The organism is Megalodesulfovibrio gigas DSM 1382 = ATCC 19364, assembly GCF_000468495.1.
GTDB classification, from domain to species: domain Bacteria; phylum Desulfobacterota; class Desulfovibrionia; order Desulfovibrionales; family Desulfovibrionaceae; genus Megalodesulfovibrio; species Megalodesulfovibrio gigas.
Map to the genome: position 1 here is coordinate 1 of NC_022444.1, position 22,966 is coordinate 22,966.

23 protein-coding genes and 1 tRNA gene are annotated in these 22,966 nt (G+C 63.3%); 4 read left to right on the forward strand and 20 right to left on the reverse strand.

Going from position 1 to position 22,966, the window contains the following annotated elements; genetic code table 11:
* The first annotated feature begins 560 nt into the window (after positions 1–560).
* Complete coding sequence (locus tag DGI_RS18170; protein ID WP_144284062.1) at positions 561–953, forward strand: hypothetical protein; 393 nt, start codon at positions 561–563, stop codon at positions 951–953.
* A gap of 646 nt (positions 954–1,599) precedes the next feature.
* Here DGI_RS18170 and DGI_RS00005 read toward each other — a convergent pair.
* From DGI_RS00005 to DGI_RS18600, 5 genes are all read right to left on the reverse strand, one after another.
* Positions 1,600–1,911 (reverse strand): HigA family addiction module antitoxin, encoded by a 312-nt coding sequence (locus DGI_RS00005; RefSeq protein WP_021758489.1) that lies wholly within the window; start codon positions 1,909–1,911, stop codon positions 1,600–1,602.
* 9 nt (positions 1,912–1,920) lie between these two features.
* Positions 1,921–2,199, reverse strand: a complete 279-nt coding sequence (locus DGI_RS00010) for a type II toxin-antitoxin system RelE/ParE family toxin (RefSeq protein WP_021758490.1) — start codon at positions 2,197–2,199, stop codon at positions 1,921–1,923.
* Between the two features lie 125 nt (positions 2,200–2,324).
* Positions 2,325–2,726: a type II toxin-antitoxin system HicB family antitoxin gene (locus DGI_RS00015; RefSeq protein ID WP_021758491.1), complete on the reverse strand. Its 402-nt coding sequence runs from the start codon at positions 2,724–2,726 to the stop codon at positions 2,325–2,327.
* 12 nt (positions 2,727–2,738) lie between these two features.
* On the reverse strand, positions 2,739–2,939 hold the full coding sequence (locus DGI_RS17645) for a type II toxin-antitoxin system HicA family toxin (RefSeq protein ID WP_327023551.1): 201 nt from the start codon (positions 2,937–2,939) through the stop codon (positions 2,739–2,741).
* 31 nt (positions 2,940–2,970) lie between these two features.
* Positions 2,971–3,117: a hypothetical protein gene (locus DGI_RS18600; protein WP_021758492.1), complete on the reverse strand. Its 147-nt coding sequence runs from the start codon at positions 3,115–3,117 to the stop codon at positions 2,971–2,973.
* Between the two features lie 20 nt (positions 3,118–3,137).
* Between DGI_RS18600 and DGI_RS16675 the strand changes: the two genes are divergently transcribed.
* Positions 3,138–5,141, forward strand: a complete 2,004-nt coding sequence (locus DGI_RS16675) for a pentapeptide repeat-containing protein (protein WP_051286634.1) — start codon at positions 3,138–3,140, stop codon at positions 5,139–5,141.
* A 25-nt stretch (positions 5,142–5,166) separates the two neighbouring features.
* Here the strand turns inward: DGI_RS16675 and DGI_RS00025 are convergent, their stop codons facing one another.
* From DGI_RS00025 to ybgF, 7 genes are all read right to left on the reverse strand, one after another.
* Positions 5,167–5,460: a hypothetical protein gene (locus DGI_RS00025; RefSeq protein ID WP_021758494.1), complete on the reverse strand. Its 294-nt coding sequence runs from the start codon at positions 5,458–5,460 to the stop codon at positions 5,167–5,169.
* Between the two features lie 199 nt (positions 5,461–5,659).
* A complete protein-coding gene (locus DGI_RS00030; protein WP_021758495.1) occupies positions 5,660–6,703 on the reverse strand; it encodes a tyrosine recombinase XerC in 1,044 nt (347 codons plus the stop codon).
* Positions 6,678–7,661: a GGDEF domain-containing protein gene (locus tag DGI_RS00035; RefSeq protein WP_027193260.1), complete on the reverse strand. Its 984-nt coding sequence runs from the start codon at positions 7,659–7,661 to the stop codon at positions 6,678–6,680. Before DGI_RS00035 ends, DGI_RS00030 begins: the two co-directional genes overlap by 26 nt.
* Before the next feature lie 80 nt (positions 7,662–7,741).
* A complete protein-coding gene (locus DGI_RS00040; RefSeq protein ID WP_021758497.1) occupies positions 7,742–8,581 on the reverse strand; it encodes an HDOD domain-containing protein in 840 nt (279 codons plus the stop codon).
* The gene (locus DGI_RS00045; RefSeq protein ID WP_235619965.1) at positions 8,574–9,038 is read right to left on the reverse strand and encodes a hypothetical protein; all 465 of its coding nucleotides are present in this window, start codon (positions 9,036–9,038) and stop codon (positions 8,574–8,576) included. Before DGI_RS00045 ends, DGI_RS00040 begins: the two co-directional genes overlap by 8 nt.
* A gap of 45 nt (positions 9,039–9,083) precedes the next feature.
* Positions 9,084–10,427, reverse strand: coding sequence for a DNA-processing protein DprA (gene dprA, locus DGI_RS00050; RefSeq protein ID WP_158407262.1), 1,344 nt, complete (start codon positions 10,425–10,427; stop codon positions 9,084–9,086).
* 53 nt (positions 10,428–10,480) lie between these two features.
* Positions 10,481–11,587: a tol-pal system protein YbgF gene (gene ybgF, locus DGI_RS16680; RefSeq protein WP_051286632.1), complete on the reverse strand. Its 1,107-nt coding sequence runs from the start codon at positions 11,585–11,587 to the stop codon at positions 10,481–10,483.
* A gap of 365 nt (positions 11,588–11,952) precedes the next feature.
* Here ybgF and DGI_RS00060 point away from each other — a divergent pair, with 365 nt between their 5' ends.
* Positions 11,953–12,918, forward strand: a complete 966-nt coding sequence (locus DGI_RS00060) for a hypothetical protein (RefSeq protein ID WP_021758501.1) — start codon at positions 11,953–11,955, stop codon at positions 12,916–12,918.
* Positions 12,919–13,011: 93 nt separating this feature from the next.
* Here DGI_RS00060 and DGI_RS00065 read toward each other — a convergent pair whose 3' ends face one another.
* From DGI_RS00065 to DGI_RS00100, 8 genes are all read right to left on the reverse strand, one after another.
* Positions 13,012–13,629: a hypothetical protein gene (locus tag DGI_RS00065; RefSeq protein WP_027193258.1), complete on the reverse strand. Its 618-nt coding sequence runs from the start codon at positions 13,627–13,629 to the stop codon at positions 13,012–13,014.
* Positions 13,629–16,553 carry a chemotaxis protein CheA gene (locus tag DGI_RS00070; protein WP_021758503.1) on the reverse strand — a complete coding sequence of 975 codons (2,925 nt, stop codon included), beginning with the start codon at positions 16,551–16,553 and terminating at the stop codon, positions 13,629–13,631. Before DGI_RS00070 ends, DGI_RS00065 begins: the two co-directional genes overlap by 1 nt.
* A gap of 58 nt (positions 16,554–16,611) precedes the next feature.
* Positions 16,612–16,983: a response regulator gene (locus DGI_RS00075; protein WP_021758504.1), complete on the reverse strand. Its 372-nt coding sequence runs from the start codon at positions 16,981–16,983 to the stop codon at positions 16,612–16,614.
* A gap of 15 nt (positions 16,984–16,998) precedes the next feature.
* Positions 16,999–17,733 carry a chemotaxis protein CheW gene (locus tag DGI_RS00080; RefSeq protein WP_021758505.1) on the reverse strand — a complete coding sequence of 245 codons (735 nt, stop codon included), beginning with the start codon at positions 17,731–17,733 and terminating at the stop codon, positions 16,999–17,001.
* Positions 17,717–18,502 carry a ParA family protein gene (locus DGI_RS00085; RefSeq protein ID WP_021758506.1) on the reverse strand — a complete coding sequence of 262 codons (786 nt, stop codon included), beginning with the start codon at positions 18,500–18,502 and terminating at the stop codon, positions 17,717–17,719. Before DGI_RS00085 ends, DGI_RS00080 begins: the two co-directional genes overlap by 17 nt.
* Positions 18,503–18,583: 81 nt before the next feature.
* Positions 18,584–19,459, reverse strand: a complete 876-nt coding sequence (locus tag DGI_RS00090) for a CheR family methyltransferase (RefSeq protein ID WP_021758508.1) — start codon at positions 19,457–19,459, stop codon at positions 18,584–18,586.
* Positions 19,459–21,405, reverse strand: coding sequence for a HEAT repeat domain-containing protein (locus DGI_RS00095; RefSeq protein WP_021758510.1), 1,947 nt, complete (start codon positions 21,403–21,405; stop codon positions 19,459–19,461). Before DGI_RS00095 ends, DGI_RS00090 begins: the two co-directional genes overlap by 1 nt.
* Positions 21,406–21,563: 158 nt before the next feature.
* Entirely contained in the window at positions 21,564–22,619 is a 1,056-nt protein-coding gene (locus DGI_RS00100; protein WP_051286635.1) for a protein-glutamate methylesterase/protein-glutamine glutaminase, read from the reverse strand.
* A 240-nt stretch (positions 22,620–22,859) separates the two neighbouring features.
* Between DGI_RS00100 and DGI_RS00105 the strand changes: the two genes are divergently transcribed.
* Positions 22,860–22,936: transfer RNA gene (locus tag DGI_RS00105), tRNA-Pro, on the forward strand.
* Positions 22,937–22,966 lie beyond the last annotated feature (30 nt).

A 22,966-nucleotide genomic window follows, 5' to 3' on the forward strand; every position in this document is an offset into this window, starting at 1 on the left:
CACGAGCAGGTTGTGATAAAAGCACGAGCAGGTTGTGATAAAAGCAAACGCTGGCGTACACCTGGGCGGCGGCGTTATATCAAAATTCGCTGCCGCCTATATCGTTACAAGAAATATGTCGCTACGCGAAGTTGTGCCAAATCCTCCGCTAATTTGTGCCAAATCGCGCGCGAATTTACAAGGGCTCCCACACTGAGGATGACCTCAGTTGAACTTAGGTCGCAGGGGATGATGGATGTCCTCAACTGCCACCAAGGCAGACGCACCGGCGGCAACACCAGCGATGGTTGCCGCGTCACCAGTTCGCATTGCGGCAACTGCGATTCCAAATCAGACCACCCCACATCGCGCCCCAACTCCGCCACAATACGTTGCCCCAGCAACAGATCTTTGGTACCCGTTGCCCCATCTCTCGAATGTCTGCCCCATGTGAGACCATCGCCAACATGAACGATATAGACTTAAGGTTTGACTTGGTAGCCACGTTGGAGGCCCATGGCGATATGGATCCCGGTAAGAATTTGTCTTGAACATGTTTGTGGAACAGGCTCTGGATTGACATGAATACTGACCTTTACTCCAGAACGATGGTGGCCATTATCGCCCTGGCCGCGCATGAAAAATTTGACGGCAACCAGTCTGAATTTGCGCGTGTAGCGTATCAAGACTCCCGACAACATGGCCGCTCTTGTGTTGACCGATGGGCGCGGATCATGAAGTGGGCAAAACGAATCAATGAAAGCGACAAGGGGCAGGAGCCTTCGCCATCAGAGGTTGCGCTATTGGCCCACTATGCTGGGGTTGATTTTATGCTTGCGCAGGCCGAAGCCGTATTAGCTGGAGGCAAAGACGATTGGACATTGATAAAAAAATTACGTTGTCTGCCCACGAAAAAAAATAGATCGGCAAAATCTAGATCGGTTCAACATGGAACAGACATGATTAACGAATGATCCCATGTATGACAACAACAGCGCGCTACTGTCGCTTGACCTGCCCGGCCCTTTTCAAGACCAGTTGGGCGGACGATCCCAGGACACAGGCAAGACAGTGGGTGCGGAGTGATTGGAGAGGCGTTTTCATTTTAGCGCCTCCCATGCCAAGATTATTGTCAGCGTGTACAGCTCGACGCTGCTGTTCGCCCAGAGCCAGATCCTTTTAGCGGTGTTCATGCTGCCACCTCACGGCGGCGAGGCGCATTCTGTGTGACGCCGATGCGGCTGATGATCCACGAAGCTGCGGCCTCAACTGGATAGGCCACCTGCGCGCCCACGCGCACAGCACCGTGCGGGCCAGTCCCGGAGCAATCCGCGTTCGCCAGCGTCTTTGCGCTGTATAGGCCACCAGAAAATTTTGAAAAATCACGACGTGCCACGAGTGCCGAGGGCCACCGGGAGATCAACTTTTCTGCGAGTGTCATCGATTTGGCTCCTGAAAAAGAAATAGGCCCGTCATGACGTGGTGAACGTCACACGGGCCTTCTGGTGTCCTTTATCAGGGCCTTCCGGTGTCCGAGTCGCGGGCGCAGTGGGTAAGGGAAACCTTCTTCGCCAATTTGTTATCTAGTCCTATAGCATTACTCCGCGTAACTGTCAACGTCTATACAGTGCGGCCTGCACAATTTGGTACGAGCGCAACATCCTGCCAGCCCGTGGGCGCGTGCTGGGCTTCCCAGAGGTCGCGCTTGCGCTGCAGGTTCAACCACAGGTCCGGGCTTGTGCCGAAGGCCCGCGCCAGCCGCAGGGCCAGATCAACAGACACGCCGGCGCGTTCGTTGACCACGGCAGACAGGTGCTTGCGGGATACGCCCAGGTGCACCGCCAGTCCGGTGACGGTCAAGGCCAGCGGCTCCAGGTAGTCAAAGCGCAAAATTGCGCCGGGATGCGTGGGCTTGCGGGCCATGGTGTCCATAATACCACCTCAATGGTAATCCTGATAGTTCACGATATGCGCTTCACCCTGTTCAACGCGGAAGGTCACTCGCCAGTTGCCGGAAACCTTGACCGCCCAGTGTCCCACCAGGCCGCCTTTGAGCGCATGCAGCGCCAGACCGGGCGCGTCCATGTCCTGCACCGTGACGGCGGCGTCCAGGCGGTCAAGGATGCGGGCCAGCCTGTCCGCGTGCTTGGCCTGTATCCCTTTGGTGTTGCCGGTCAGAAAGAACACCTCAAGGCCCTTGTGGGCGAAGCTCTTGATCATACTGTAACCAGATTGGTTCCACTTGTCCAGGACGGGTGACTACAAAACCACCTTGGATGGGACCTGCAGCACCTCCGCCAGGTTGCGGGCACTCTGCGTCCCAATTGGCCGCTTGCCGTGCTCCATCACGCCCCTGCCTGCATAGCCCTGGTCGCGGCCTGGACAAGGAAGGTGCTGCGTGGGATGCCATGGGCCTTGCTGTAGCTGTCGATCCTGGCCAGGGCGTCTTCCGGCACGGTGATGGAGATGCGCACGTACTTTGGCGCTTCGTCCGGGAGGGCCACCACGATGAAGGCGGCGGCGTCCTGGGCGAACTCGTGGGCGCGGGCTTCGTCCAGGGGCATGGGGGCGGGAATGGCCTCGCCATCTTCGCGCATGCCGGTCACGTGCAGGGCCAGCGCTTCTTGGGCCATGCGCCCGGCTTCGTCCAGCGTGCTGCCCACGGTGATGCAGCCCGGAAAATCCGGGAAGCTGACGCCGTAGTCGCTGCCCGTGTCCTTGTGGATAATCCCGATGTAGCTTGGCATGACCTCTTCCTCCTACCGCAGGCGCAGGCCTGCTTGCCGCTCAATGGAACGCAGGGTGCCGGCGGGAACGTCCCTCTTTGGGTGCGGCACAGTCACCCGGCCCGGCTTTTCTGGGTGCTTGAACTGCCAGTGGCTGCCCGATGTCTGGACAACCTCCCAGCCGTCTGCCTCAAGCCGGCGAATGATTTCCCTGCTGTGTGTAATATATACCAATATGGATTGCGAGGCTGGTCAAGGCCAGCTGCTATTGATCCGCGCCGTATTCGCTGCCAGCCTTGCGCAACGTCACCACCTTGCCGGTGTTCACTTCGTTGGCCTGCTGCGCCCTGCCCCCGCCCTCCACTGCCAGCCACTGGACGCCCCCGCGTGTTTCCCGTACAGCAATCGGCATCACAGTAATCGAGGGTCTGCATGTATTCCTTGTTGGTTACTCCCTTCCTGGCGCAGGAGGCTGGCGTGCTCATTTCGGTGTGGGTGGGGTTGTACGTTATTTCTGTGTTGGTTCTCGCGCCACTGCTCTGCATGGTTGCATTGTGGCGTGGATGGGTTCTTCGCCAAACGCAATGGGAACAGGACGATTCCCAGGCGCGCAAACGAACTGCCCTGGCCTACTCTGGCCCCGTGCTCGCGCTGATGATCGCCCCCCTATGGCAGACCAAGAATATTTATGATGCCCTCGCCGTCATTCTCTGCCATGTGGTGGTGGTGTGGATTGTTGTGGAAAGCCTGCGTGTGCACGCCCCCTGGCCACCCAAACGCCATGCCCCCCCACCGATCCTGTTCCACCAATGGCTGCAGGCTCTGGACGATGCCCACGATGCCCTGTGGCCGCGCGTCAGGCCTGCGGTCTCCCGCATCGTCTCCCTGCTGCTGCCGGTGCTTGTGGGATTGTGCATCATCGACGGGGTGTGGCAGCCCTGGGACATTGTCCGGCCGCGCCTGAGGTCCAACTGGGATGCTGTGGCCGGGTTCATGCGCGAGTCCCACAATGCCTCCGAAGCCTCTCATAATGCCACCGAAGCCTCCCGCAATGCCACCGAAGCCTCCCATAATGCCACCGAGGCCTCCCGCAATGCCACCGAGAAGCTGAAGGTGGACATGGACATAACCACGCCCAACACCCAAATCTCCCACAATCTGGGCCTGACCATTGCCGGCTTCCTGGGGCTGTGCCTGGCCTTCTGGCGGATGCGGCGCTACAGCCAGGAGACAAAGGTCAAGGAAGAAGGCCACATCACGGACCGCTTCATACAGGCCTCGAAGCAGCTGGGCAGTGAGCACATCACCGTGCGGGTGGCGGCCATCAACTCCCTGTGGCGCATTGCCGTGGACAGCCCCAAGCAGGACGACAAGCGCGCCGTGCTGGACGTGCTCTGCGCCTTCATCCGCAGCTACCAGCCGCCAGTCAAGTCCACGCCCGGCAAAGGCAAGGCCCCACTCTACGGCCCGGCAGACGTACAGACAGCCCTGACCTACATGGGCACCCGACTGCAGGAACTGCAGTTTCGGCAGGACAAATGCGGCTATGTGTTCGACCTGCATGGGGCGCAGTTGGCAAAGAGCGACTGGACTGGATTCAAAATGTCCCATGTGAATCTGCGCGGAGCAGACCTCCGCAAGGCGAAGTTCAGCGGGGCGGCACTCCGCGGGGCGGACCTCAGCAGCGTGGATCTCAGCGAGGCGAGGCTCGGGGAGGCGAACCTCAGCGGGGCAAACCTCAGCAGCGCGGACCTCAGCGGCGCGAACCTCAGCGAGACGGTCCTCAACAGCGCGGACCTCAGCAGCGCGGACCTCAGCGGGGCGAAACTCACCAGGGCGGACCTCAGCAACGCGGTCCTCAGCAGCGCGGACCTCAAGGAGGCGGTCCTTAGCGGGGCAAACCTCAGCGGGGCGAAACTCACCAGGGCGGACCTCCGCAGCGCGAACCTCAGCGCGGCGAAACTCACCAGGGCGGACCTCCGCGGGACGGACCTCAGCGCGGCGAAACTCACCAGGGCGGTCCTCAGCAGCGCGGACCTCAGCAGCGCGGACCTCAGCAGCGCGGACCTCAGCAGCGCGGACCTCAGCAGCGCGGACCTCAGCAGCGCGGACCTCAGCAGCGCGAACCTCAGCGGGGCGGTCCTCAACAGCGCGGACCTCCTCATGGCGGACCTCAGCGGGGCGGAGTTGTGGCTGGCAACCTTCATCGGGACAAACATCTCTGGGGCAGATTTCACCGACGCCGAAAATCTCGGCCAAGACCAACTTGACCTCGCCTGCTGGGACGGCGTCGATCCCCCCACCCTGCCCCCCGGCATGCGCTGTCCCGCAAACTATTGCCGCTGGGATCCAGACACGCAGCAAGTCGTCTCCATCGAAACGCCCGCCGTCATCGCGCCATGCCCGAAAGAACTTGAGGACGAAGATTCTGCATAAGTGCAGGGTGCAAGGAAACGATGCGTCAGAGCAGGCCGAGCAGCTTCCCGGCCACTGGCGCAAAGAAGGCCACGGCCATGGCAGCCAGGCCGATGAGCACCTTGAGCAGCACTTCCATGCGGTCGAAGCGGCCTGCCAGCCTGGACATGCGCTCAGACATGCGCAATTCCAGCGCCACCAAATCCTTCTTGGTGGCGACCTCCGCCAACAACGCGGTCATGACGCGGGCGTCGGCAGGCTGAAAGGCCTCGATGAACGGCGCGGCCTTCTCCGGTCCAAGGGCGGCTTCCATGGCCTTGACTTGCTCATAGGTCAGCATGGTTCAGAGCATGCCCCAACTGCGCATTGCCCGTCAACCTCGGCCGCCGTCAGGCGCATTGCCCCTAGCGCACGACATCTTTAGAAAGGAATTCTCGGGGGGAAAACCTTTCTGCAGAAAGGGTCTTCCGTCTTCCAGGCACTGGCCCCCTNAACCTTTTGCAAAAGGGTTCCCCTCTCGCACCCCCTTGTTGCACATCTTATTTCCCCCCGGCGCGGGGGTGGGCGGCGTCGTAGATGGTGGTGAGCTGCTGCAGGGACAGGTGCGTGTAGCGCTGGGTGGTGGCCAGGCGGGCGTGGCCCAGCAGCTCCTGCACGGCGCGCAGGTCGGCCCCGCTTTGCAGCAGGTGGGAGGCGAAACTGTGGCGCAGCATGTGCGGGTGCACGTGCTGGGGCAGGTCGGCATCCCGGGCCAGGACGGCGATGCGCCGGGCGGCCTCGCTGCGGTGCAGGCGTCTGCCGCGCCGCCCCAGGAACAGCGCCGGCTCCTCCGCGGGGGGCTGCAGCCTGCCGCGGGCGTCGATCCAGACATCCAGCAGGGCGCGCGATGGCGGCGTCAGGTGGGCCAGCCGCTCCTTGCCGCCCTTGCCCAGCACCTTGACCGTCATGCGCGGGCCGATCACGTCCGCCACGTCCAGGGACAGGGCCTCGCTGATGCGCAGGCCGCTGCCGTAGAGCAGCTCGGCCAGGGTCACATCCCGCAGGGCCAGGACGGCGGCGTGGGGGGAGTCTTCGGGATGCCCGGCGGGATGCCCGGCAGACTGCCCGGCGGCCTGCCCGGCAGCATGTTCAGCGGGCGGGGCCAGGGCAGACGGCAGCGGGTCGCGGGGGTTGTCCAGCATGACCTGCATGGCATCCACATTCAGGGTCCTGGGGGTCCGCTTTTCGGCCTTGGGGTTGGCGATGCCCGCGGTGGGGTCGGCGGCGGCCAGCTTCTTGCGCAGGAGGAAGGCGAAAAAGGCCCGCAGGGAGGAGAGCTTGCGTCCCATGGAGCTTTTGGCCTGGCCCTGGCGGTGCAATTCGGCCACGAAGGCCTGCACGGTCAGGCGGTCCAGCCCGTCCGGGACGTCCAGGCTGCGCGGCGGGGTGCGGGTGGCCAGGAAGGCCTGAAACTGGAGCAGATCCGCGCCATATGCCGCCACCGTGGCCGGGGAGCGGTTCTTTTCCACTGTCAGATGGTCCAGAAAGCGCTGCAACAGCCCGGGCGCGGCGGCCGGCTCAGCGTTGTCGCTGGTCCATGACATAGGAGCTTCCACTGATGGCCTTGGCCTTTTTCTTGAGGGCCGCGGCCATGGAGGCCGCCTCCCCGGCGTGGGTCAGCTTGGCGTTGTGGTTCAGGACCACGGCAATGGACAGGCTCATCAAGGGGAAATCCTGCGCATTGCCTTGCCGGTCCGTACTGCGGATGCCGCCGCGGCGGCGGTCGTCCTCGTCATAGAAACTGGGCACAATGGCGTCAAAGCGGGCGCACACGGCCCGGCAGGCGGCTTCCACCTGCGTGGCGGGCAGGATGAAGACGAAATCGTCCCCGCCCACATGCCCCACAAAATGCATGGCCGGGGCCTGCTGGGGATGCTCGCGCACCACGTTGACCAGCAGCCGGGCCGTCATCATCAGGGCCTCGTCCCCGCGGGAAAAGCCGTATTTGTCGTTGAAGGATTTGAAATTGTCCAGATCCACATAGGCCAGGCCGAATTCCGCCCCGGCCTCCACCAGGTGCTGAACCCGTTGGATGATGCTGGTATTGCCCGGCAGCTTGCTCAGGGGGTTGGCGTCCAGGGTGCGGGTGGCGCGGGCCAGGGCCAGCGCCAGCCGGGAGCGGATTTCCACGGGCGAAAACGGGCGCAGCAGGAACTCGTCCACCTCCATGGCGGACCAGTCCAGCGAGTCCAGGGCCTCGGGGCCACGCAACACCAGCACCACGGGCATCTGGCGGTAGACGTTTTCGCTCTTCACGGCCATGGCCAGTTCCAGGCCGGACATGTCCGGCAGGCACTCGTCCACCAGCAGCAGGTCCGGCGGCTCGGCATACAGCTCCTCCATGGCCCGGGAGGCGCGCTCGAAGGCCTGCCAGCAGACGTCCTGCGCCGGCCACAGGGCGTCGAGCATGGCGGTCAGGGCCGGATCGGCCGTGATGACCATGCCGCGCTGCCGGCAGCAGCTCGGATCAAATGCAGGGCTGGTGTCCAGCATGTCTGCCATGGGGTGCCGCACAGTGGGTTAGAGCATTTTAATGTTGAAAAAGGACATTGCGGGGGAAAACCTTTCAAAGATAACTTGCTCTAACTGAAGGAAATATCCGCCACTTCGAGAAATTTTTCCGCCAGGGCATCCATGACCGTGTCCAGGGCATCGCCATCGAGTTTAAGAATCTTGAGGGCGTTGGGGTCCAGATACGGGACCTGATCGTCCCCGCTGAAGCCGTACTCATAGGCTTTCACCAGGAAATCGGCAAGATGCACCACGCACGCCGCCGCCGGGTAATGCTCCGCCCGGGTGGGGGCGTGGTGCCAGGCCATGCCCTCGCGGATCTTCAGGGGCAGCCGCCAGTGCTGGGCCAGCCAGCCGTTGACGGCCTCGTGGGTAAAGCCGATCACCAGGGCCTCGGCCTCGCGGTAGGTGCAATCGCGCTCCTTGACTGTGGCGTCCAGCTCCTGCCGGATGTCCGGCAATTGCACGGCGGTGACCACCTTGCCCAGATCGTGCAGCAGGCCGGGGACGGAATATTCCTCCGGCTCCTCCAGGCCAGCCACCTTGGCGATTTCCGTACAAGCCAGGGCACAGCCCAGGCTGTGCTCCCACAGGCCGTTCATGGTGGAAATCATGAAGTCGAACACCGACGTGGAAATGATGACGCCCTTGATGACGTTCAACCCCAGCAGCACCAGGGCATGCTGGATGGAGCCGATGCGGCCGGGAAAGCCGTAGATGGGCGAGTTGACCATCTTGAGCACCTTGGCCGACAAGACCTGATCGTAGGCGATGAGCTTGGCTACCTGATCCGTGGACGAGTTGGGGTCCGCCACCAGCCGGGTGACCTCCTCCAGCACCTTCGGCAGGGTGGGCAGATCCTTGACGGCGAGGATGCGGTTTCTGTGCGCGAGACGAAGATCATCAGCCACGGTCCCCCCTCTTGAACAATCGGGACAGGAACCCGCCTTTTCGCGCCCCTGGCGTAACGAGCACGGCAGGGCCGCCCGGTTCCCCCGGCTCTCCCGGTACCCCCGGCTCCCCTGCTTCCAGCGACGCGGCGGCAGCCCCCGCCTTCTGGCTGGCGGCAGCCTGGACCGCCGCCTCCTCGGCCGCGGCCTTCATGCGGAAAAATTCTTCCAGATGCTCCTTCACCTTGCACATCCACGGGTCGGCCTGGTGCTTGCGGAACAGGTGGTCCAGCCGCCCAATGCGCCGGGCATAGCTGCTGCTGCCGCCCAGGCTGCCCAGGTTCACGGGATGGCCCTGCACGGTGATGGTCTCCACCCGCATGCGCAGGAGCCGGTCCACCAAGGCGTCCGTCAACTCCGCGCCTTCGCCCACCAGCACCTGCCCGTTCTCCCGTAGGATGGACTTAGCAAGAATCATTCCCGGTTCGGCCAATCTCATTGGTATCTTTTGCACGTATTCCCCTCAGCTCCCGTCGCCCCGCACATACCGCATGCCCGGCAGTTGCCGGGCAGCGCCGGCCAGTTCCAGGCCCACCAGGGCCCGGCTCACACGGCCTGCCTCCCAGCCCAGCAGCTGGCACACATCATCGATATGCCGAGTTCCCTGCTCCGGCAAGACCTCCCAGACGTTTCGCTCGTCATCTTCCAGATCCGGAGGCAGCGCCAGGCCAGGTACTGGAGCAGTCGCTGGAACAGGCGCTGGGGCAGTCGTTGGAGCAGGCAGGGAGGGTACGCGAGGCCGGCCAGAAGCAGACGACGCAGACACAGATGCAGGTGCAGACGCAGACACAGATGCCGGCACGAATGCAGTCGCAACGCGGGCCGCATGCGCCACCTGCTCCGTGAGGTGCGGCGCCAGCTCCCGCAAGACGTCCTCGGCCGTGGCCACGGCGCGGGCGCCGTCGTTGATGAGCCGCAGGCAGCCGACATAGGAAGGCCAGTCCGCCTGACCGGGCACGGCCATCACCTCGCGGTTCTGCTCCAGGGCCCGGGCCGCGGTGATGAGTCCGCCGCTGCGCTCGCTGGCCTCGGCCACCACCACCGCCAGTGACAATCCGCTGACAATGCGGTTGCGCAACGGGAACTGGTGCGGCTCCGGCACGGCCCGGGGCGCCAGTTCCGAGAGCACCAGCCCCCGCACTTCCAACTGCTGGCGAACATCCGTGTTGCCGGCCGGGTATCCGGAATCCAACCCTGCCCCCAGCACGGCGATGGAGGAGCCCACCTCCTGCAGGGCCGCCAGATGGGCATGCCGGTCGATGCCGTACGCCATGCCGGAGACCACCGCCACGCCACAGCGGGCCAGCCCGCCGGCCAGCCGCACGGCCATGCTGCGTCCGTAGTCAGAACATTTTCGCGCGCCCACCACTGCCACGCAGATGCTGTCCAGCAGCGTCAAATCGCCGACGTAGTACAGAAACAGCGGCGGGTCCGCAATCTGGCGCAGCCGTTGGGGATATCTGGGATGCGACCACAGCAGCACATGACGTCCGCCTTCTGCCGCCTGCCGCCATTCCTCCTCGGCCTGCGGCCGCCAGAGGGCGTCGCGAAATCCCTGGACCACGCGCGCCGTCGCCAGCCGCCGTTCCTCCCAGGTCTGCACCTGGGAAACCGCCTGCCACGCGCTGCCATGCGCCTCCAGCAGGCGCTTCCAGGTGCGGGGGCCAATGCCGGGGGTGTGCTTGAGGGCCAGACAGGCCCAGAACTCATATCGCGGATCTACCGGCTTGCCGTATGCCCCGTATTCCTCGGGAGCTTCCGCCACGCCGGCCAAGCCGGGGGGCCGCAAAAAACCTGGGACAGGCATGCCGTGACGCGTGTGGCGCGAGTGCATGGAGTGCCGCCCGTACTGCATGCCCTCTACTTGAGCCTGCCCTGCAGCGCGTCTGTGGCTGTTTTGGCAGCGCTGGAGCGTGGATACTCTTTGACGAGGGTTCCCAGATAGAAGCGGGCATTGGGCTTGTCCCCCAACTGCTCGTAGGCAAGCCCGATCTTGAGCAGGGCCGCGGAGGCTCTGTCGTGTTTGGGATAGCGGGTCGTCACATCCTTGAAGGCGAGGATGGCCTGCGCGTAGCGCTTGTCCTGGAAATACGTCTCGCCCAGCCAGTAATAGGCATTGGGCAGCATGCCGCCCTTGGGGTTTTCCTGAATGTAGGCCGTGAGCATCTGCCGGCCGCGTTCGACCTTGCCGGCCTGCACCAGCTTGACGGCCTCCTCCACACTCGCGGGGCTCGCGGCGGCGGGCTTGGCGCCGGCGGCGGGGGGTGTCGGCGTGGCGGGGGGTGTCGGGGCGGCTCCGGGGGTGTTTTCCTGAACGATGGGCCTGGAGACAATGCGATAGGGATCCAGCCCGGCCGCGACGGCGGGGTCCTCGCCCTCAGCGGCGGCCGATCCTCCCCCGTAGCCAGGAATGCCCGGCGAGGGCTTGGAGACGGGACGCTTGACGACTTCCGGTGCAGCGGGTGGCTCCGGAAGATTGGGAACGAACACGGAAAGGACCGGATCTGCTGCCGGGGATTTTTCGGATGGGGGCTGGACGGGCACGGGTTGCGTCACCAGGGGCGCAGGCGTGGCCGGTTCCGGGTGGAGCGTTGAAGGCTGTTGCTCGGCGACGATTTTTGGGGCAGGTTCCTGCGTCGCAGGGGGGGCCCAGTCCGCTGGAGCAGCGGGAGCCGGCGGAGCCTGGGGAATCTGCGCAGCCCGGGCAGCAGCAGCGCGCAGTTGGCGTCCGGCCTTGATTTCCTGCAGCAGGCGCGTTTTTTCCTTGCCATCCGCCAGGAGGCTGTCTTCGATGAGCCCAAGACGAGTCGAGGTTTCCGCCCGTGCGATATCCTGCCCGACTGCCAGTTGCTCCACCGTGCCGCCCATGGAGTCCAGGCGCTCTTCCAGCTCCTCCACCTGCTGCCGGGAGGCACAGCCGCACAGCATGACGCCGCAGAGCAAGGACACCAGCAACAGGACGGGCACGGCACGGCCTGCACGTCTGCCCCTGGAGCGCGGGCATGTCCGGAACGTCCGGGGAGCGGCGGGAGCAGCGGTGCGACTCATCTCGTGACCTCCTTGGCGGACGCACGCGGAATTGGCCGGCACGCCGCGGGCGGGCACCCCGTTCCGCGCCGGAACAAGACGCTCCCGACAGGCGTCAGGCCGCGGAACACACCAGCAGCACCACGACGGCAGCAGCCTCATCCGGGCTGGCGAAGGGACGCCGCGTCGCAACAGTGCCATGCTGATGCATTGCATTACAATATGGAATAGTGGTACAGACAATTTGTCCGAAACACAATACCCCTCCGCACAATACTACTGCCGGAGGCCATGCGGGAACCATCATGGATATTGGGCTGAACGAGGTGCTGGTCTGGGTGCGATTGGCTTCCACCAGCATTGTGGCCATGCTTTTGCTCACTGTGGGTGCAGCGCCTTTGGTTGCTGCGACAAGCCAGCATCTGGCCAAGGTGCGCGAACGCATCTTTTACGACAAGTTCGCAAAGCAGATTGCCCAGATGGGCCTTGTGCTCGGCCTGTGCACCCTGCCCTTCACTGCAGGCGTGTGGGCCGTACTGTACATGCAGCATCCTGTCGCCAGCATTCCGGCACTGTCGCACCCGCTGCTTGCACCGCCTGCCTTGCTGCCGTTTGGCCTCTATATTCTGGGGCTGGCGCTGTGCACCATTCACGCGGCGAACTGGAGCCGTTGGAAGGGGAGGCGATTCCTGCAGTCGTTGTTTGCCTGGGGCGGCTGGCTGGCCCTGACGACCGCCGGCGTGGGGCTGCTCACCCTCAAACGGACCATGAACGCCTATCCGGACGCCTTTGCCGTGGACCCCTCGCTGTCGTCTTACGTCTCCGCCATCCGCACCATCCCGCTGTTGTCTTCGCTGTGGCCATTCCTGGGCGTGGCGGTGTTCGGCGGCTTGGCCGGCGCGGGAACCCTGGGCGCGGTGTACTGTCTTTCGCGGCGGGACAAGGAAGACTACGGGCGGGACTACTATGCCTTTGCCCTCAAGGCGGCCTCCTGGTGGGGCGCCTTCGGCAGCGCCCTGGCGGGTGCAGCGGCGGGGGGATACATGGTTCTGGTGCATGCCCGCTTTCCCGACGCCTGGCAGGCACTGCCCGCCCAATCCGGCCTGGCTGCGGCAGGCATCATGCTCCTGCTGGCGCTGTGCCTGCTGAGCGTGGCCGGCAGCGCCACCCCCCTGCGCCGCAAGAGCACCAACTACCTGGGCGCGCTCCTGCTGCTCACGGCGGCGCTGGCCATGGGCTATCCGGTCATGTACCTGTACACGTTGTTTTAGGACATTTTAATTTTGAAAAAGGACCAACGCTCCCCCCTTTGGAAACTTCAGAAAGGTTTTCCCCCGAGAGTTCTTTTCATTCCAACGAGACCTTCACAGTCCCGAGGCGTTTCCCGAATCGCTGACGCCCGGAATCTCCGGCAGATTGAGCTCGAACCGGGGCCGGGTGATGACGTCGGCCACGGCGCGATCGTCCTGATACACCACCCCCAGAATGGCCACCTCCCCTTCCAGGGACATGAGCACGTGCACGCTGCGTCCTTGCGAGCCGAACACCTGCCGCAACTGTTCCGTGCGTGGCGAGCCGTACTTGCCGGTGAGCAGACCCACCAGGGTCAGGTGCGCCTGTTCCGCCTCGCGGGGGTTCGGGTAGGCCCTGCTGGCAGAAATCTGCACAATGGCGCGGGATTGCGGATCCAGCCACAGGGAATGGAAGTCGAACAGCCCGGAATCGACCAGTGGTGACACCTCTGCCTTGAGCAAGCCCGGCTCCACTGGCGCAGCGGCGCCCTCCCAGCGCTGACCCAGCACATAGCCGAAGGCGCCGTCGATGGCGGATGCCTGTTCCGGCGCCGTCTCCTGACCGGCCTCCCCGACGACCGTTTTGGTGACATTGCCGGTGACGGTTTCGGCGTCAGAGGCGGCAGGGACGCTGACGGCCAGGGCCAGGGCAAGCACTGGCCACGCAAAAAACGCTCGCATCCAGTTCATCACAACGCCTTGGACGTGGCCATCAGGTAGAGTTCATGCGGATCAAGGATGAGCACCACCGAGCCGTCGCCCATGATGGTGGCCCCGGAGATGCCGCGCAGATCGCCCAGGAACTCGGACAGCGGCTTGATGACGATTTCCTGCCGCTCCAAGAGCTTGTCCACCACCACACCCAGGCGGCGGTCGTTGTCCTGCAGCACCACCACGGAGAGGATGTGTTCCTTCTTGCCACTGGCGGGCAGTTCCAGCATTTCCCGCAGATTGACGATGCCCAACACCTCGCCGCGCAGGGTGACGGCCTTGCGGTTGTTCACATCCGTCAGGCGGCGGGCCTCCAGCTTGGTGGTTTCGGAGACGGCGTCCAGGGGAATGGCGTAGGTCTCGCCGGCCACCTGGACCATGAGGGCGTCGATGATGGCCAGGGTAAGGGGCAAGGTGAGGATGAACTTGGTGCCCTTGCCCACGGTGGACTGGATGGACACCGTGCCCTTGAGATTCTTGATGTTGGTGCGCACCACATCCATGCCCACGCCGCGGCCGGAAATGTCCGTGATGGTTTCGGCGGATGAGAAGCCCGGGGCGAAGATGAGCTCCATGGCCTCGCGGTCGTCCAGGGCCTTGGCTTCCTCTTCCGAGATGATGCCCTTGCGCACGGCCACCTGACGCATCTTGTTGGGATCGATGCCCTTGCCGTCGTCTTCCACCTCAATGGCCACGGAGTTGCCGCGGTGGTAGGCCCGCAGGGAGACGGTGCCCAGGGCAGGCTTGCCGGCCTCGCGGCGCACGTCCTCGGATTCGATGCCGTGGTCCACGGAGTTGCGGATAAGGTGGACCAGGGGATCGCCGATCACTTCCACCACGCTCTTGTCCAGTTCCGTTTCCTCGCCTTCGGTGAGCAGTTGCACCTGCTTGCCGGACTTGCGGGAGAGGTCGCGCACCAGGCGGGGGAAGCGGGAAAAGACCGTCTGCACCGGGACCATGCGCACCTTCATGATGGTGTCTTGCAGGTCGTCGGAGATACGGGCCATGGCGTAGGTGGTTTCGGTCATGTGCTGGGCCATTTCCGAAAGATCGATGGCCCCGCTCTTGTCTTCCAGCTGCTTGGCCAGCAAGGCGAAACGGTTGCGGTTGATGATGAGCTCGCCGATGAGGTTCATCAGGTGGTCGAGCTTTTCATGATCCACGCGGATGGTGGAGGAAACCTTGGGCTTGCCGGTGGTGCGGTCGTCGTCATTGTCCGCCGGAGTCCGGGGGGCGGCAGGCGGGGCAGGCGCGGCAGGCGCAGGCTTGGGCGCAGGCTTGGGCGCAGGCTTGGGCGCAGGCTTGGGTGCGGGCGCAGGTTCCGGCTTGGGCGCAGGCTTGGGTGCGGGCGCAGGTTCCGGCTTGGGTTCCGGCTTGGGCGCGGGCGCGGGCGCAGGCTCCGGCTTGGGTGCGGGCGCGGGCTCCGGCTTGGGTGCGGGCGCGGGTGCGGGTGCGGGCGCAGGCTCCGTCTCGCCCTTCATGTCCGCCACGGCGCGGTGGAGCATGTCTGCCAGGATGGACGTTTCCTGGCGCATGATGTCGGCCAGGGCGTCGAAGGGCAGGCTGGCCTTGCGGGCCTGATCCACCAGCCCGGCGGTGCGCTCGGCGTACTGGCGCACTTCGTCCAGGCCCATGTAGGCGCTGGAGTTCTGCAAGGTGGTGAGGGAGCGGAACAGGGCATCGACATATTCGGTGCGGGTGCCGTCCCTGGCCAGCTCGGTCATGGCCACGTCGATGGAGCCGAGTTGCTGCTTGACCGTATCCTCAAAGATGCTCACATCTTCGGGATCGTAGGCAGGCCTTGCCGGCTGGGCCGGAGTGGTCTTGGTCTCCTGGGCCTGGGCGTCGGCCAAAAAGGCTCGTTGCAGCTCGTCCTCGTCCATTGCCTCATCCGCATCCATTGCCGCATCCGCATCCGCCGCGGTGGGGGCAGCGGCTGGCGCAGGCTCGGCGTCATGGTGCGCGGAGGGTTCGGGGGCCGGTTCCTCGCGGCCCGGCAGGGGGGCCACTTCGCCCGTCTCCGAAGCCTTGCTGAGCAGCTGCACCAGATCGTCGATGGACACTGGCGAAGCAATGCCGGTTTTTGGATCCACGCCGGCCACCAGGATTTCGATGCGGTCCACCACGGCCAGCAGCAGATCAATGAGCTGACGGGAGCAGTCCATTTCCCCTTTGCGGACGCGGTTGAGCAGGGTTTCGGCCTCGTGGGTCAAGCCGTTGAGTTCAGCAAAGCCGATGATGCCGGAATTGCCCTTGAAATTGTGGAAGTAGCGGAACAGGTCGTTAACGATTTCACCGCCGTGCTGCTGCTCCAGCACCAGCAGTCCGGCATTGAGATTCTCCACCATTTCCGCAGCTTCTTCCAGAAAGTCGTTGAGATGCCCCTCGCCAAACGCCGTGAGCTGATACGGCGGGATGGACACGAGCTGCGCGGCCTTGGTTGCTGGCGCTGGTGCGCTGGCCGACGTTTCCGCCGGCGCGGGCGCGGGCGGGGCGGACGCCACATGCTCCCCGGCGAGCAGGGCTTCGATGATGGCGATGATGGGATCCACGGCCACATCGCCTTCGCGCCCCTGGCGTTCCAGATTTTCGATCATCTGGCGCAGGGCATCCGTAGCCTGGAGGATGACATCCATCATCTCCGGGGTCACGGGCATGGCGCCCTGGCGCAGTTCGTCCAGGATGTTTTCGGCCTTGTGGGCCAGGCGGTTCATCTGTGCAAAGCCGAGGAATCCCGACGCGCCCTTAAGGGAGTGCATGGGGCGGAAGATCTCGTTGAGCAACGCCAGATTGCCTGGACTTTTTTCCAGTTCGAGCAGGTTGGGCTCGATGGTTTCCAGGTGCTCGCGCGCCTCGATGATGAAATCGGCAATGATTTCCTGATCCATGAATTCCTGACTCATCCCCTGCTCCCTGTCCTGTGCATCCGGCCCTGGGCGTCCACCATGGAGGGCTTGGGCGTTAGCCCAGCAGCATCTTGACGTTACGCAACAATTTTTCAGGCTGCGCCGGCTTGACCATATACAGGTTTGCGCCGAGTTGCAGGCCCTGCTGAATATCCTTTTCCTGCCCTTCCGTGGACAGCACCACGATGGGCAGGTCGCGATACAACACTTGTTCCCGCACGTGTCTGATGAAGGTGAAGCCGTCCATTTTGGGCATGTTGATGTCGGAAATGATCAGATCCACCTGCTCCATGGAGTACAGCTTTTCCAGACCATCCAGCCCGTTTTCCGCAGCAGTGACCTTGTAGCCTTCCTTCTTGAGAATGAAGGCCACGAGGTTGCGCACGGTTTTGGAGTCGTCCACAATAAGGATATTGTTTTTGGCCACTGCGATACCCCTTCCTCACTGTTTGAGGACCTTTTCCACTATCTTGTCGATGGAGATGATGCCCAGGAGTTCCTCGCCGCGCCGCATCAGGGCGGTGACGATTTCCACCATGCCGCCCATGCGTTGCTCGATATTCCATTCAATCTGGTCCTGGGACACACGGTACATGGTGGCCACCTGTTCCACCAGCAACCCCACCTGCAAACCTTGGCGGCGGCAGACGATGATGAACCGGGAACGGGGGGTGGCGTGGTCGCTTGTTTCAGCCTCGCCCATGCCCATCAGGGTGGCGAGTTTGATGCAGGCTGTAATCGTGCCGCGCAGGTTTACCATGCCGGCGAGATACGGCGGCGATTCCGGCAGCTTGGTGGGCTCCACGTACCGGATGACCTCCTGCACCGCCTGGATGGGGATGGTGAATTCCTGACTCCCCAGAAAAAAGCTCACCAGTTGCAAGTCCGGCAGCTTGCGCAGGGCGCCTTCAAAGTCGCGCACCAGGGCGAGGTCGGCCGAGGTTTCCTCCACCTCGGCAGGCTCCACGGCGTGGCCGGTGGCGGCGTCCACAGCCTGGGAGAGGGCCACGGCCCGGGGCTCCATCGGGGCGTCCAGGCCCAGCTTGTCCAGCACGTCCTCTGGTTTGACGCCCACATATTTTTCCAGAAACACCTGCTCCCCTTCGGAGAGACGGGCTTCCTTGGATTGCGTCGCAAAATCGTGCCGCTGGAAATACTCTTCAGGACTTTTGCTCATGGCTGATAATCTCTTTGGCGAGTTGCTGGTATTCCAGGGCGCCGCGGCTTTCGGGATACGCATCGCTCACCGTGCGACCCTGGGCGCTCGCCTCGCGAAATTTGGTGTCCATGTGGACGATGGTGGAAAACATGTTTTCCCCGAGCTTTTCCCTGAGCAGCTGCAGCACCCGGCGGCAGGCGCTGGCGCGCGCGTCGAACATGGTGGGGAGCACCTTGTAACGCAGCGGTGTGGGGCGCAGCTTGTTCAGCGTTCCCACAGTTTCAAACAACAATTTGAGCCCATGCACAGCCATGAAGTCCGTCTGCAGCGGCACGACGAGCAAATCCGCCGCCACCAACGCGTTCACCAGCAGCACACCCAGGTGTGGAGGACAGTCCAACACAATATAGTCGTACTCGTCCAGCACACTTTCAAGCGCTCGTTTCAGCAACAATCCTTTGCCCTTGCGACCGCTCAAATCCACCTCGAGATCGGAGAGCCGCTTGTGCCCCGGCGCAAACTCAAACCGCTTGCCCGGTTCCCATAGTCGAACGCGCGACCACACGGCTGCCAGTTCCGGCCCGCTGTGCACGAACAGATCAAAAACCGTCGCCTCCATTTCCTCCGGGTAGCACCGCAGGTGGATGGAAGCGCTCACATGCGGGTCCAGATCCACCGCCAGGGTCCGCTTGCCATAATTGCCCAGGGCAGAGGAAAGCGTCAGCGCCGTGGTGGTTTTTCCCACGCCACCTTTCTGGTTGGCTACCGCCAGCACCCTAGCCGCCACAGAGTTGCTCCTGCGGGGCGAACGCACCATGCGACTGCGACCGGTTGCAATGCTTGTTCCCCAACGTCAAAGTTCCTGCCGTCATTCCTTCATGTAAATGATGGCCCCGGGGTGGTGCACCGGCTTGAAGGCACGGGTGATGTTGTGCAACGACTCCGAGTGACCGATGAGCAGGTACCCGCCGGGGAGGAGATTGTCATAAAAAGAAGAAATGACACGTTTTTTCATGGCGTCATCAAAGTAGATGATCACGTTTCTGCAAAAAACGATCTGCGAGCGCTCCACCCGTTTGACCGCCATGCGGTCGTTGAGGTTGATATGCCCGAAGGAGACCAGCCGCTTGACCTCGGGCTTGACGCGGAACTTCTGCCCTTCCTGGGTGAAGTACTTGGCGATGATTTCCTTGGGCGTGGTGCGCAGGGCATAGTCTGTGTACACACCTTCGCGGGCGGAGCGCAGCACGGCTTCGGAAAGGTCGTTGGCCGTAATTTTGATGCTCCAGGTGGGCAGCTCGCTGCCCAGCACCTCATGGATAATCATGGCCAGGGTGTAGGGCTCCTCGCCCGTGGAGCACCCGGCAGACCAGATGTGCAGCCGCTTGGATCTGTTCTTGCGCTGTTCGTCCAGCACATCCGCCAGCACCTTGTCTTGAAAGACCTTGAGCTGCGGCGGGTTGCGGTAAAAGCTGGTCTCGTTGGTGGTGATGACCTCATAGAGCTTGGTCAGCTCGGTGCGTTTGTTGGGATCGAAGCGCAAAAAGTAGAAATACTCACCGAAATCTTTGAGATTCAGGGTCTTGAGCCGGCCGGAGAGCCGGTTTTCGAGCAGGTATTTCCGGTTGTCGGCGATGTAGATGCCGCTCAGCTCGTAGATGTAATCTCGCAACTGAGTGAATTCCGAATCGCCGATCTTTATTTCCTTGCGCTCGGCCACGCCACTGGAAAACAGGGCAGCCATCAGAGTTCCCCCTCTTCTGCGCTCTTGAACCGATCCACCGCAGCCTCGGCTGCCGCAGCCACATCGGGGTTGTCGCTGGTCAGCGCCTCCAGCAACAGCCGGAAGGCTGCTTCGCCGCCAATATCCCCCAGGGCTTCCACTGCCTTGATAGCCACCAGGGTATTTTCGTGCTGCAGCAAGGGGGCCACCAGCCGTACGCTTTCCGCTTCGCGCCGTTGGGCCAGGGCCTCCAGGGCGCGAACCTTGACCCAATCGTCCTCATCGAGCAAGGCTTGCTCCATGTATGGCATCACGTCCACACAGCACTGGCCCAGCACTTCCACCACTGCCAGCCGCACGTCGCGGTTCTCGTCGGACAGCCGGGCGAGCACGGCGGGCAGGACGCTTTCCGCGGAGTCGCAGACCCCGCGCAGCCCGTCCAGGGCCAGCTTGCGGATTTCGGGGGCAGGATCTTCCAGGGCCTCGCGCAGCTCTTCCAGGCATTCATGGACGTTCAGCTTGCCGAATACATAGACGGCCATGAGCCGGTCCAGCATGGTGCTGCTGCGGAACAATTCCCGGAACCGCGCCAGCACCTTGGGGCCGTCTATGGCCACGCAGGCATCCAGGGCGGCGTCCTTCACATCGTCAAAGGGGTGATGGAGGAAGGTGAACATGGCGTCCACGGCCGGTTCATGGCGCAGGACCGGCCCCAGGATGTGGATGGCGCCCTTGACCACGGTGGCGTCCTCATGGCGTTCCACCACTTCCAGCATAAAGTCTGCCAGCGAGTCCCGGCCCAGGCCCGCCGCGGGGTCCAGGGTTTCCAGCGCGCCCATGATGTTGCGCTGCATGTCCTGGTCCTTGTCCCAGAACACACTGACAAGCAGAGTGGCGGCGGCAGAGTCCTGGATGCGCTTGATGGCTTCCACAGCCAGCATGCCTTCCTTCCAGGGGCCGTTGCGGACCACATCTTCCATGCACGGCATGAACCCGATGCCGGCCAGGGCATGAGCGATGCGCTCCAGGCGTTCCTGGTCCGAAACCGGGTCCAGCTCCTTGCCGAGCTGCATAATGGCCTTGGCCGCCTGATCGCCCCCCAGGTACGAAAGGGCCTGGATGGCGGCGTCCTGGATGTCTTCGTCTTCGTCGTCCAGGGCTGCCAGGCTGTAGTTGTGGATGCGCTCGCGGTCTGCCGCGGAGAGCATGGCCATGCTTTTTGCGCCCAGGATGTTGATGACCGCCTTGACGATCTTGTTGCGCAGGGCCGGGGCGGCGGCGTCCATGCGGCGCATGAGCAGCACGGCCGCCTTCATGGACCCCATTTCCCCCAGGGCCTCCACAATCATGGAAGCGACCAGATCCGTGGCGTTATCCAGGGATTTGGCCAGGGCCTCCACGGCGGAATCGTCACGAATTTTGGTGATGGCCTCGATGACCGAAAACTGCACCCATTCCTCGTCCTGCTGCATGGCCTTGGCCAGGCAGGGCGCGGCCTCGGTGAAGCCCAGGGATCCCAGGCTCACGGCAGCCTGATAGCGGACGTTCACATCCGGATCCTTGAGCAGGGCCTCGCACAGGGGGCCCACCGCCATGGGAGAGTTGGAGGAGCCCAGGATATCGGCCATAAAGATACGCAGGTCGCTATCCGGGCTTTTGATCAAGGCGATGCAGGTATCCAGATCCTCCTCGCCAATCTCCCGAAGGATGTCCATGGCCAGGTTGCGCAAGGGGGCATCGTCCGAGGACAACAGCGGCGTCATGGCCCGCACTGCCTCGGGAGAAGGGATCCGGCGCAACGCCTCGTCCGCCGCCTCCTGTACGCCAAGGTTGCCACTTTGCAAATGCTGCACCAGGAACGGGAGCGCCTCCAGGCACTTCGATTCCCCCGCCGCAAAGCACCCCTCACGAATCTGGTCCACATCGTCGCTTTGCAGCAACGTCATGGTTTCAGGACAGACTGTCATGGTTTCTCCCTGAAAAATGTTCCCGGAAGGCGGTACATACACGAGGGATGGTGACAGGCACGCGACGGCTGTTCCGGCACGTCGCCCGCCCGCATGGATGCGTTCCCCCCGCAATACAATGACATACCCCCCACCCGGCAACCGGCAGCGTGTTGTTGCTACCGCTTATAGAGGTTGGCCAGGATGGCCCCAGCCATGTCGTCAATGTCCAACACTTCATCCGCCAAGCCGGCATCCACAACGGCTTTGGGCATGCCGTACACCACGCAGGACTGATCGTTCTGCGCCAGCGCCCTGCCCCCCCTGGCCTTGAGGATCTTCATGCCCTCCATGCCGTCGCTCCCCATCCCGGTAAGGATGACCCCCAACGCCCGGCGGCCCACGCCTTCCCCCACGGACGACATAAGCACATTCGCCGAGGGTTTGTACAGTGCATCCGCCGGTTCCGTCATCACACGCACATTGATACGGGACACTTTCTGGTCGATGCCTAGGTGTTTCCCCCCAGGGGAGACATATGCCACGCCGGGGGTGAGCCGCTCGCCGTCCTCGGCCTCCTTGACCGTGATGTCGCACACGCCGTCCAGCCGCTTGGCAAAGGGGCCTGTGAAGGCCGCCGGCATGTGCTGGGCGATGAGGATGGCCGCGGGAAAATCCTTGGGCAGGGCAGATAGCACCTTCTGCACCGCGGGCGGTCCGCCCGTGGATACGCCAATGGCCACCACATCCCGCACGGGGCTGCCGGCAGGGCGCACCACAGGCGCAGCCTCCGGGGCCGGCACCGCCGCGGAGCCGGCATAGGACGCCACGCTGAGCCGGGCCACCGCGCCACGCGCAGGCACCGGGGGCCGGAACCGGCGGCGGGCGATCTCCTTGACCTTGGCCCGCAGCTGCTCTTCTATCTTGATGATGTCCAAAGACACCTTGGACAACTGCTTGGGGATGAAGTCCACGGCGCCAAGCTCCATGGCCTTGAGGGTGGCTTCCGCCCCCTCGGTGGTCAGGGAGCTGATCATCAGCACCGGCTTGGGGTTCTCCATCATGATCCGCTTCAGGGCGGTGAGCCCGTCCATCTGCGGCATTTCAATATCCAGGGTGATGACGTCAGGATTGTGCTGCCGAATGAGCTCCAGCCCTTCCGCTCCGTTCTTGCCGGTGGCGACGACGCGGATTTCCGGATCCTTCTCCAGCATGGTCTGAATGGCCTTGCGCATGAAGGCGGAGTCGTCCACTACGACCACGCTGATGCCGCGCGCAGCCCCTCGTTCACGGGATACAATCACAAGCGCTCCTCACTGTTGGTCCTCAAACAGCCATTTCTGGTCCGCTACATGGTGGCACAGCCGGGCCTTCTTGTCCATGCGGCGTCGTGTCCTTGCCTGGAAAAAAAACGAGAGGCAAGGAAAAAGACTTGTCAAACACGCCGGGGGCGTGTAGGTACTCTTCTTCTCATTCGGGATGTGGCTCAGCTTGGTAGAGCGCCGGGTTCGGGACTCGGAGACCGCGCGTTCGAATCGCGCCATCCCGACCAGACTTTCCACGCGCCGGTTTTTGCCGGCGC

Bases quoted from the DNA above. Each gene is read 5' to 3' on its own strand.
- DGI_RS18170 (WP_144284062.1), top strand. From the start codon at position 561: ATGAATACTGACCTTTACTCCAGAACGATGGTGGCCATTATCGCCCTG.
- DGI_RS00005 (WP_021758489.1), bottom strand. From the start codon at position 1,911: ATGGACACCATGGCCCGCAAGCCCACGCATCCCGGCGCAATTTTGCGC.
- DGI_RS00010 (WP_021758490.1), bottom strand. From the start codon at position 2,199: ATGATCAAGAGCTTCGCCCACAAGGGCCTTGAGGTGTTCTTTCTGACC.
- DGI_RS00015 (WP_021758491.1), bottom strand. From the start codon at position 2,726: ATGCCAAGCTACATCGGGATTATCCACAAGGACACGGGCAGCGACTAC.
- DGI_RS18600 (WP_021758492.1), bottom strand. From the start codon at position 3,117: ATGCCGATTGCTGTACGGGAAACACGCGGGGGCGTCCAGTGGCTGGCA.
- DGI_RS16675 (WP_051286634.1), top strand. From the start codon at position 3,138: ATGTATTCCTTGTTGGTTACTCCCTTCCTGGCGCAGGAGGCTGGCGTG.
- DGI_RS00025 (WP_021758494.1), bottom strand. From the start codon at position 5,460: ATGCTGACCTATGAGCAAGTCAAGGCCATGGAAGCCGCCCTTGGACCG.
- DGI_RS00030 (WP_021758495.1), bottom strand. From the start codon at position 6,703: ATGTCATGGACCAGCGACAACGCTGAGCCGGCCGCCGCGCCCGGGCTG.
- DGI_RS00035 (WP_027193260.1), bottom strand. From the start codon at position 7,661: ATGGCAGACATGCTGGACACCAGCCCTGCATTTGATCCGAGCTGCTGC.
- DGI_RS00045 (WP_235619965.1), bottom strand. From the start codon at position 9,038: ATGATTCTTGCTAAGTCCATCCTACGGGAGAACGGGCAGGTGCTGGTG.
- dprA (WP_158407262.1), bottom strand. From the start codon at position 10,427: ATGCCTGTCCCAGGTTTTTTGCGGCCCCCCGGCTTGGCCGGCGTGGCG.
- DGI_RS00060 (WP_021758501.1), top strand. From the start codon at position 11,953: ATGGATATTGGGCTGAACGAGGTGCTGGTCTGGGTGCGATTGGCTTCC.
- DGI_RS00065 (WP_027193258.1), bottom strand. From the start codon at position 13,629: ATGAACTGGATGCGAGCGTTTTTTGCGTGGCCAGTGCTTGCCCTGGCC.
- DGI_RS00070 (WP_021758503.1), bottom strand. From the start codon at position 16,553: ATGAGTCAGGAATTCATGGATCAGGAAATCATTGCCGATTTCATCATC.
- DGI_RS00080 (WP_021758505.1), bottom strand. From the start codon at position 17,733: ATGAGCAAAAGTCCTGAAGAGTATTTCCAGCGGCACGATTTTGCGACG.
- DGI_RS00090 (WP_021758508.1), bottom strand. From the start codon at position 19,459: ATGGCTGCCCTGTTTTCCAGTGGCGTGGCCGAGCGCAAGGAAATAAAG.
- DGI_RS00095 (WP_021758510.1), bottom strand. From the start codon at position 21,405: ATGACAGTCTGTCCTGAAACCATGACGTTGCTGCAAAGCGACGATGTG.
- DGI_RS00100 (WP_051286635.1), bottom strand. From the start codon at position 22,619: ATGCGCAAGGCCATTCAGACCATGCTGGAGAAGGATCCGGAAATCCGC.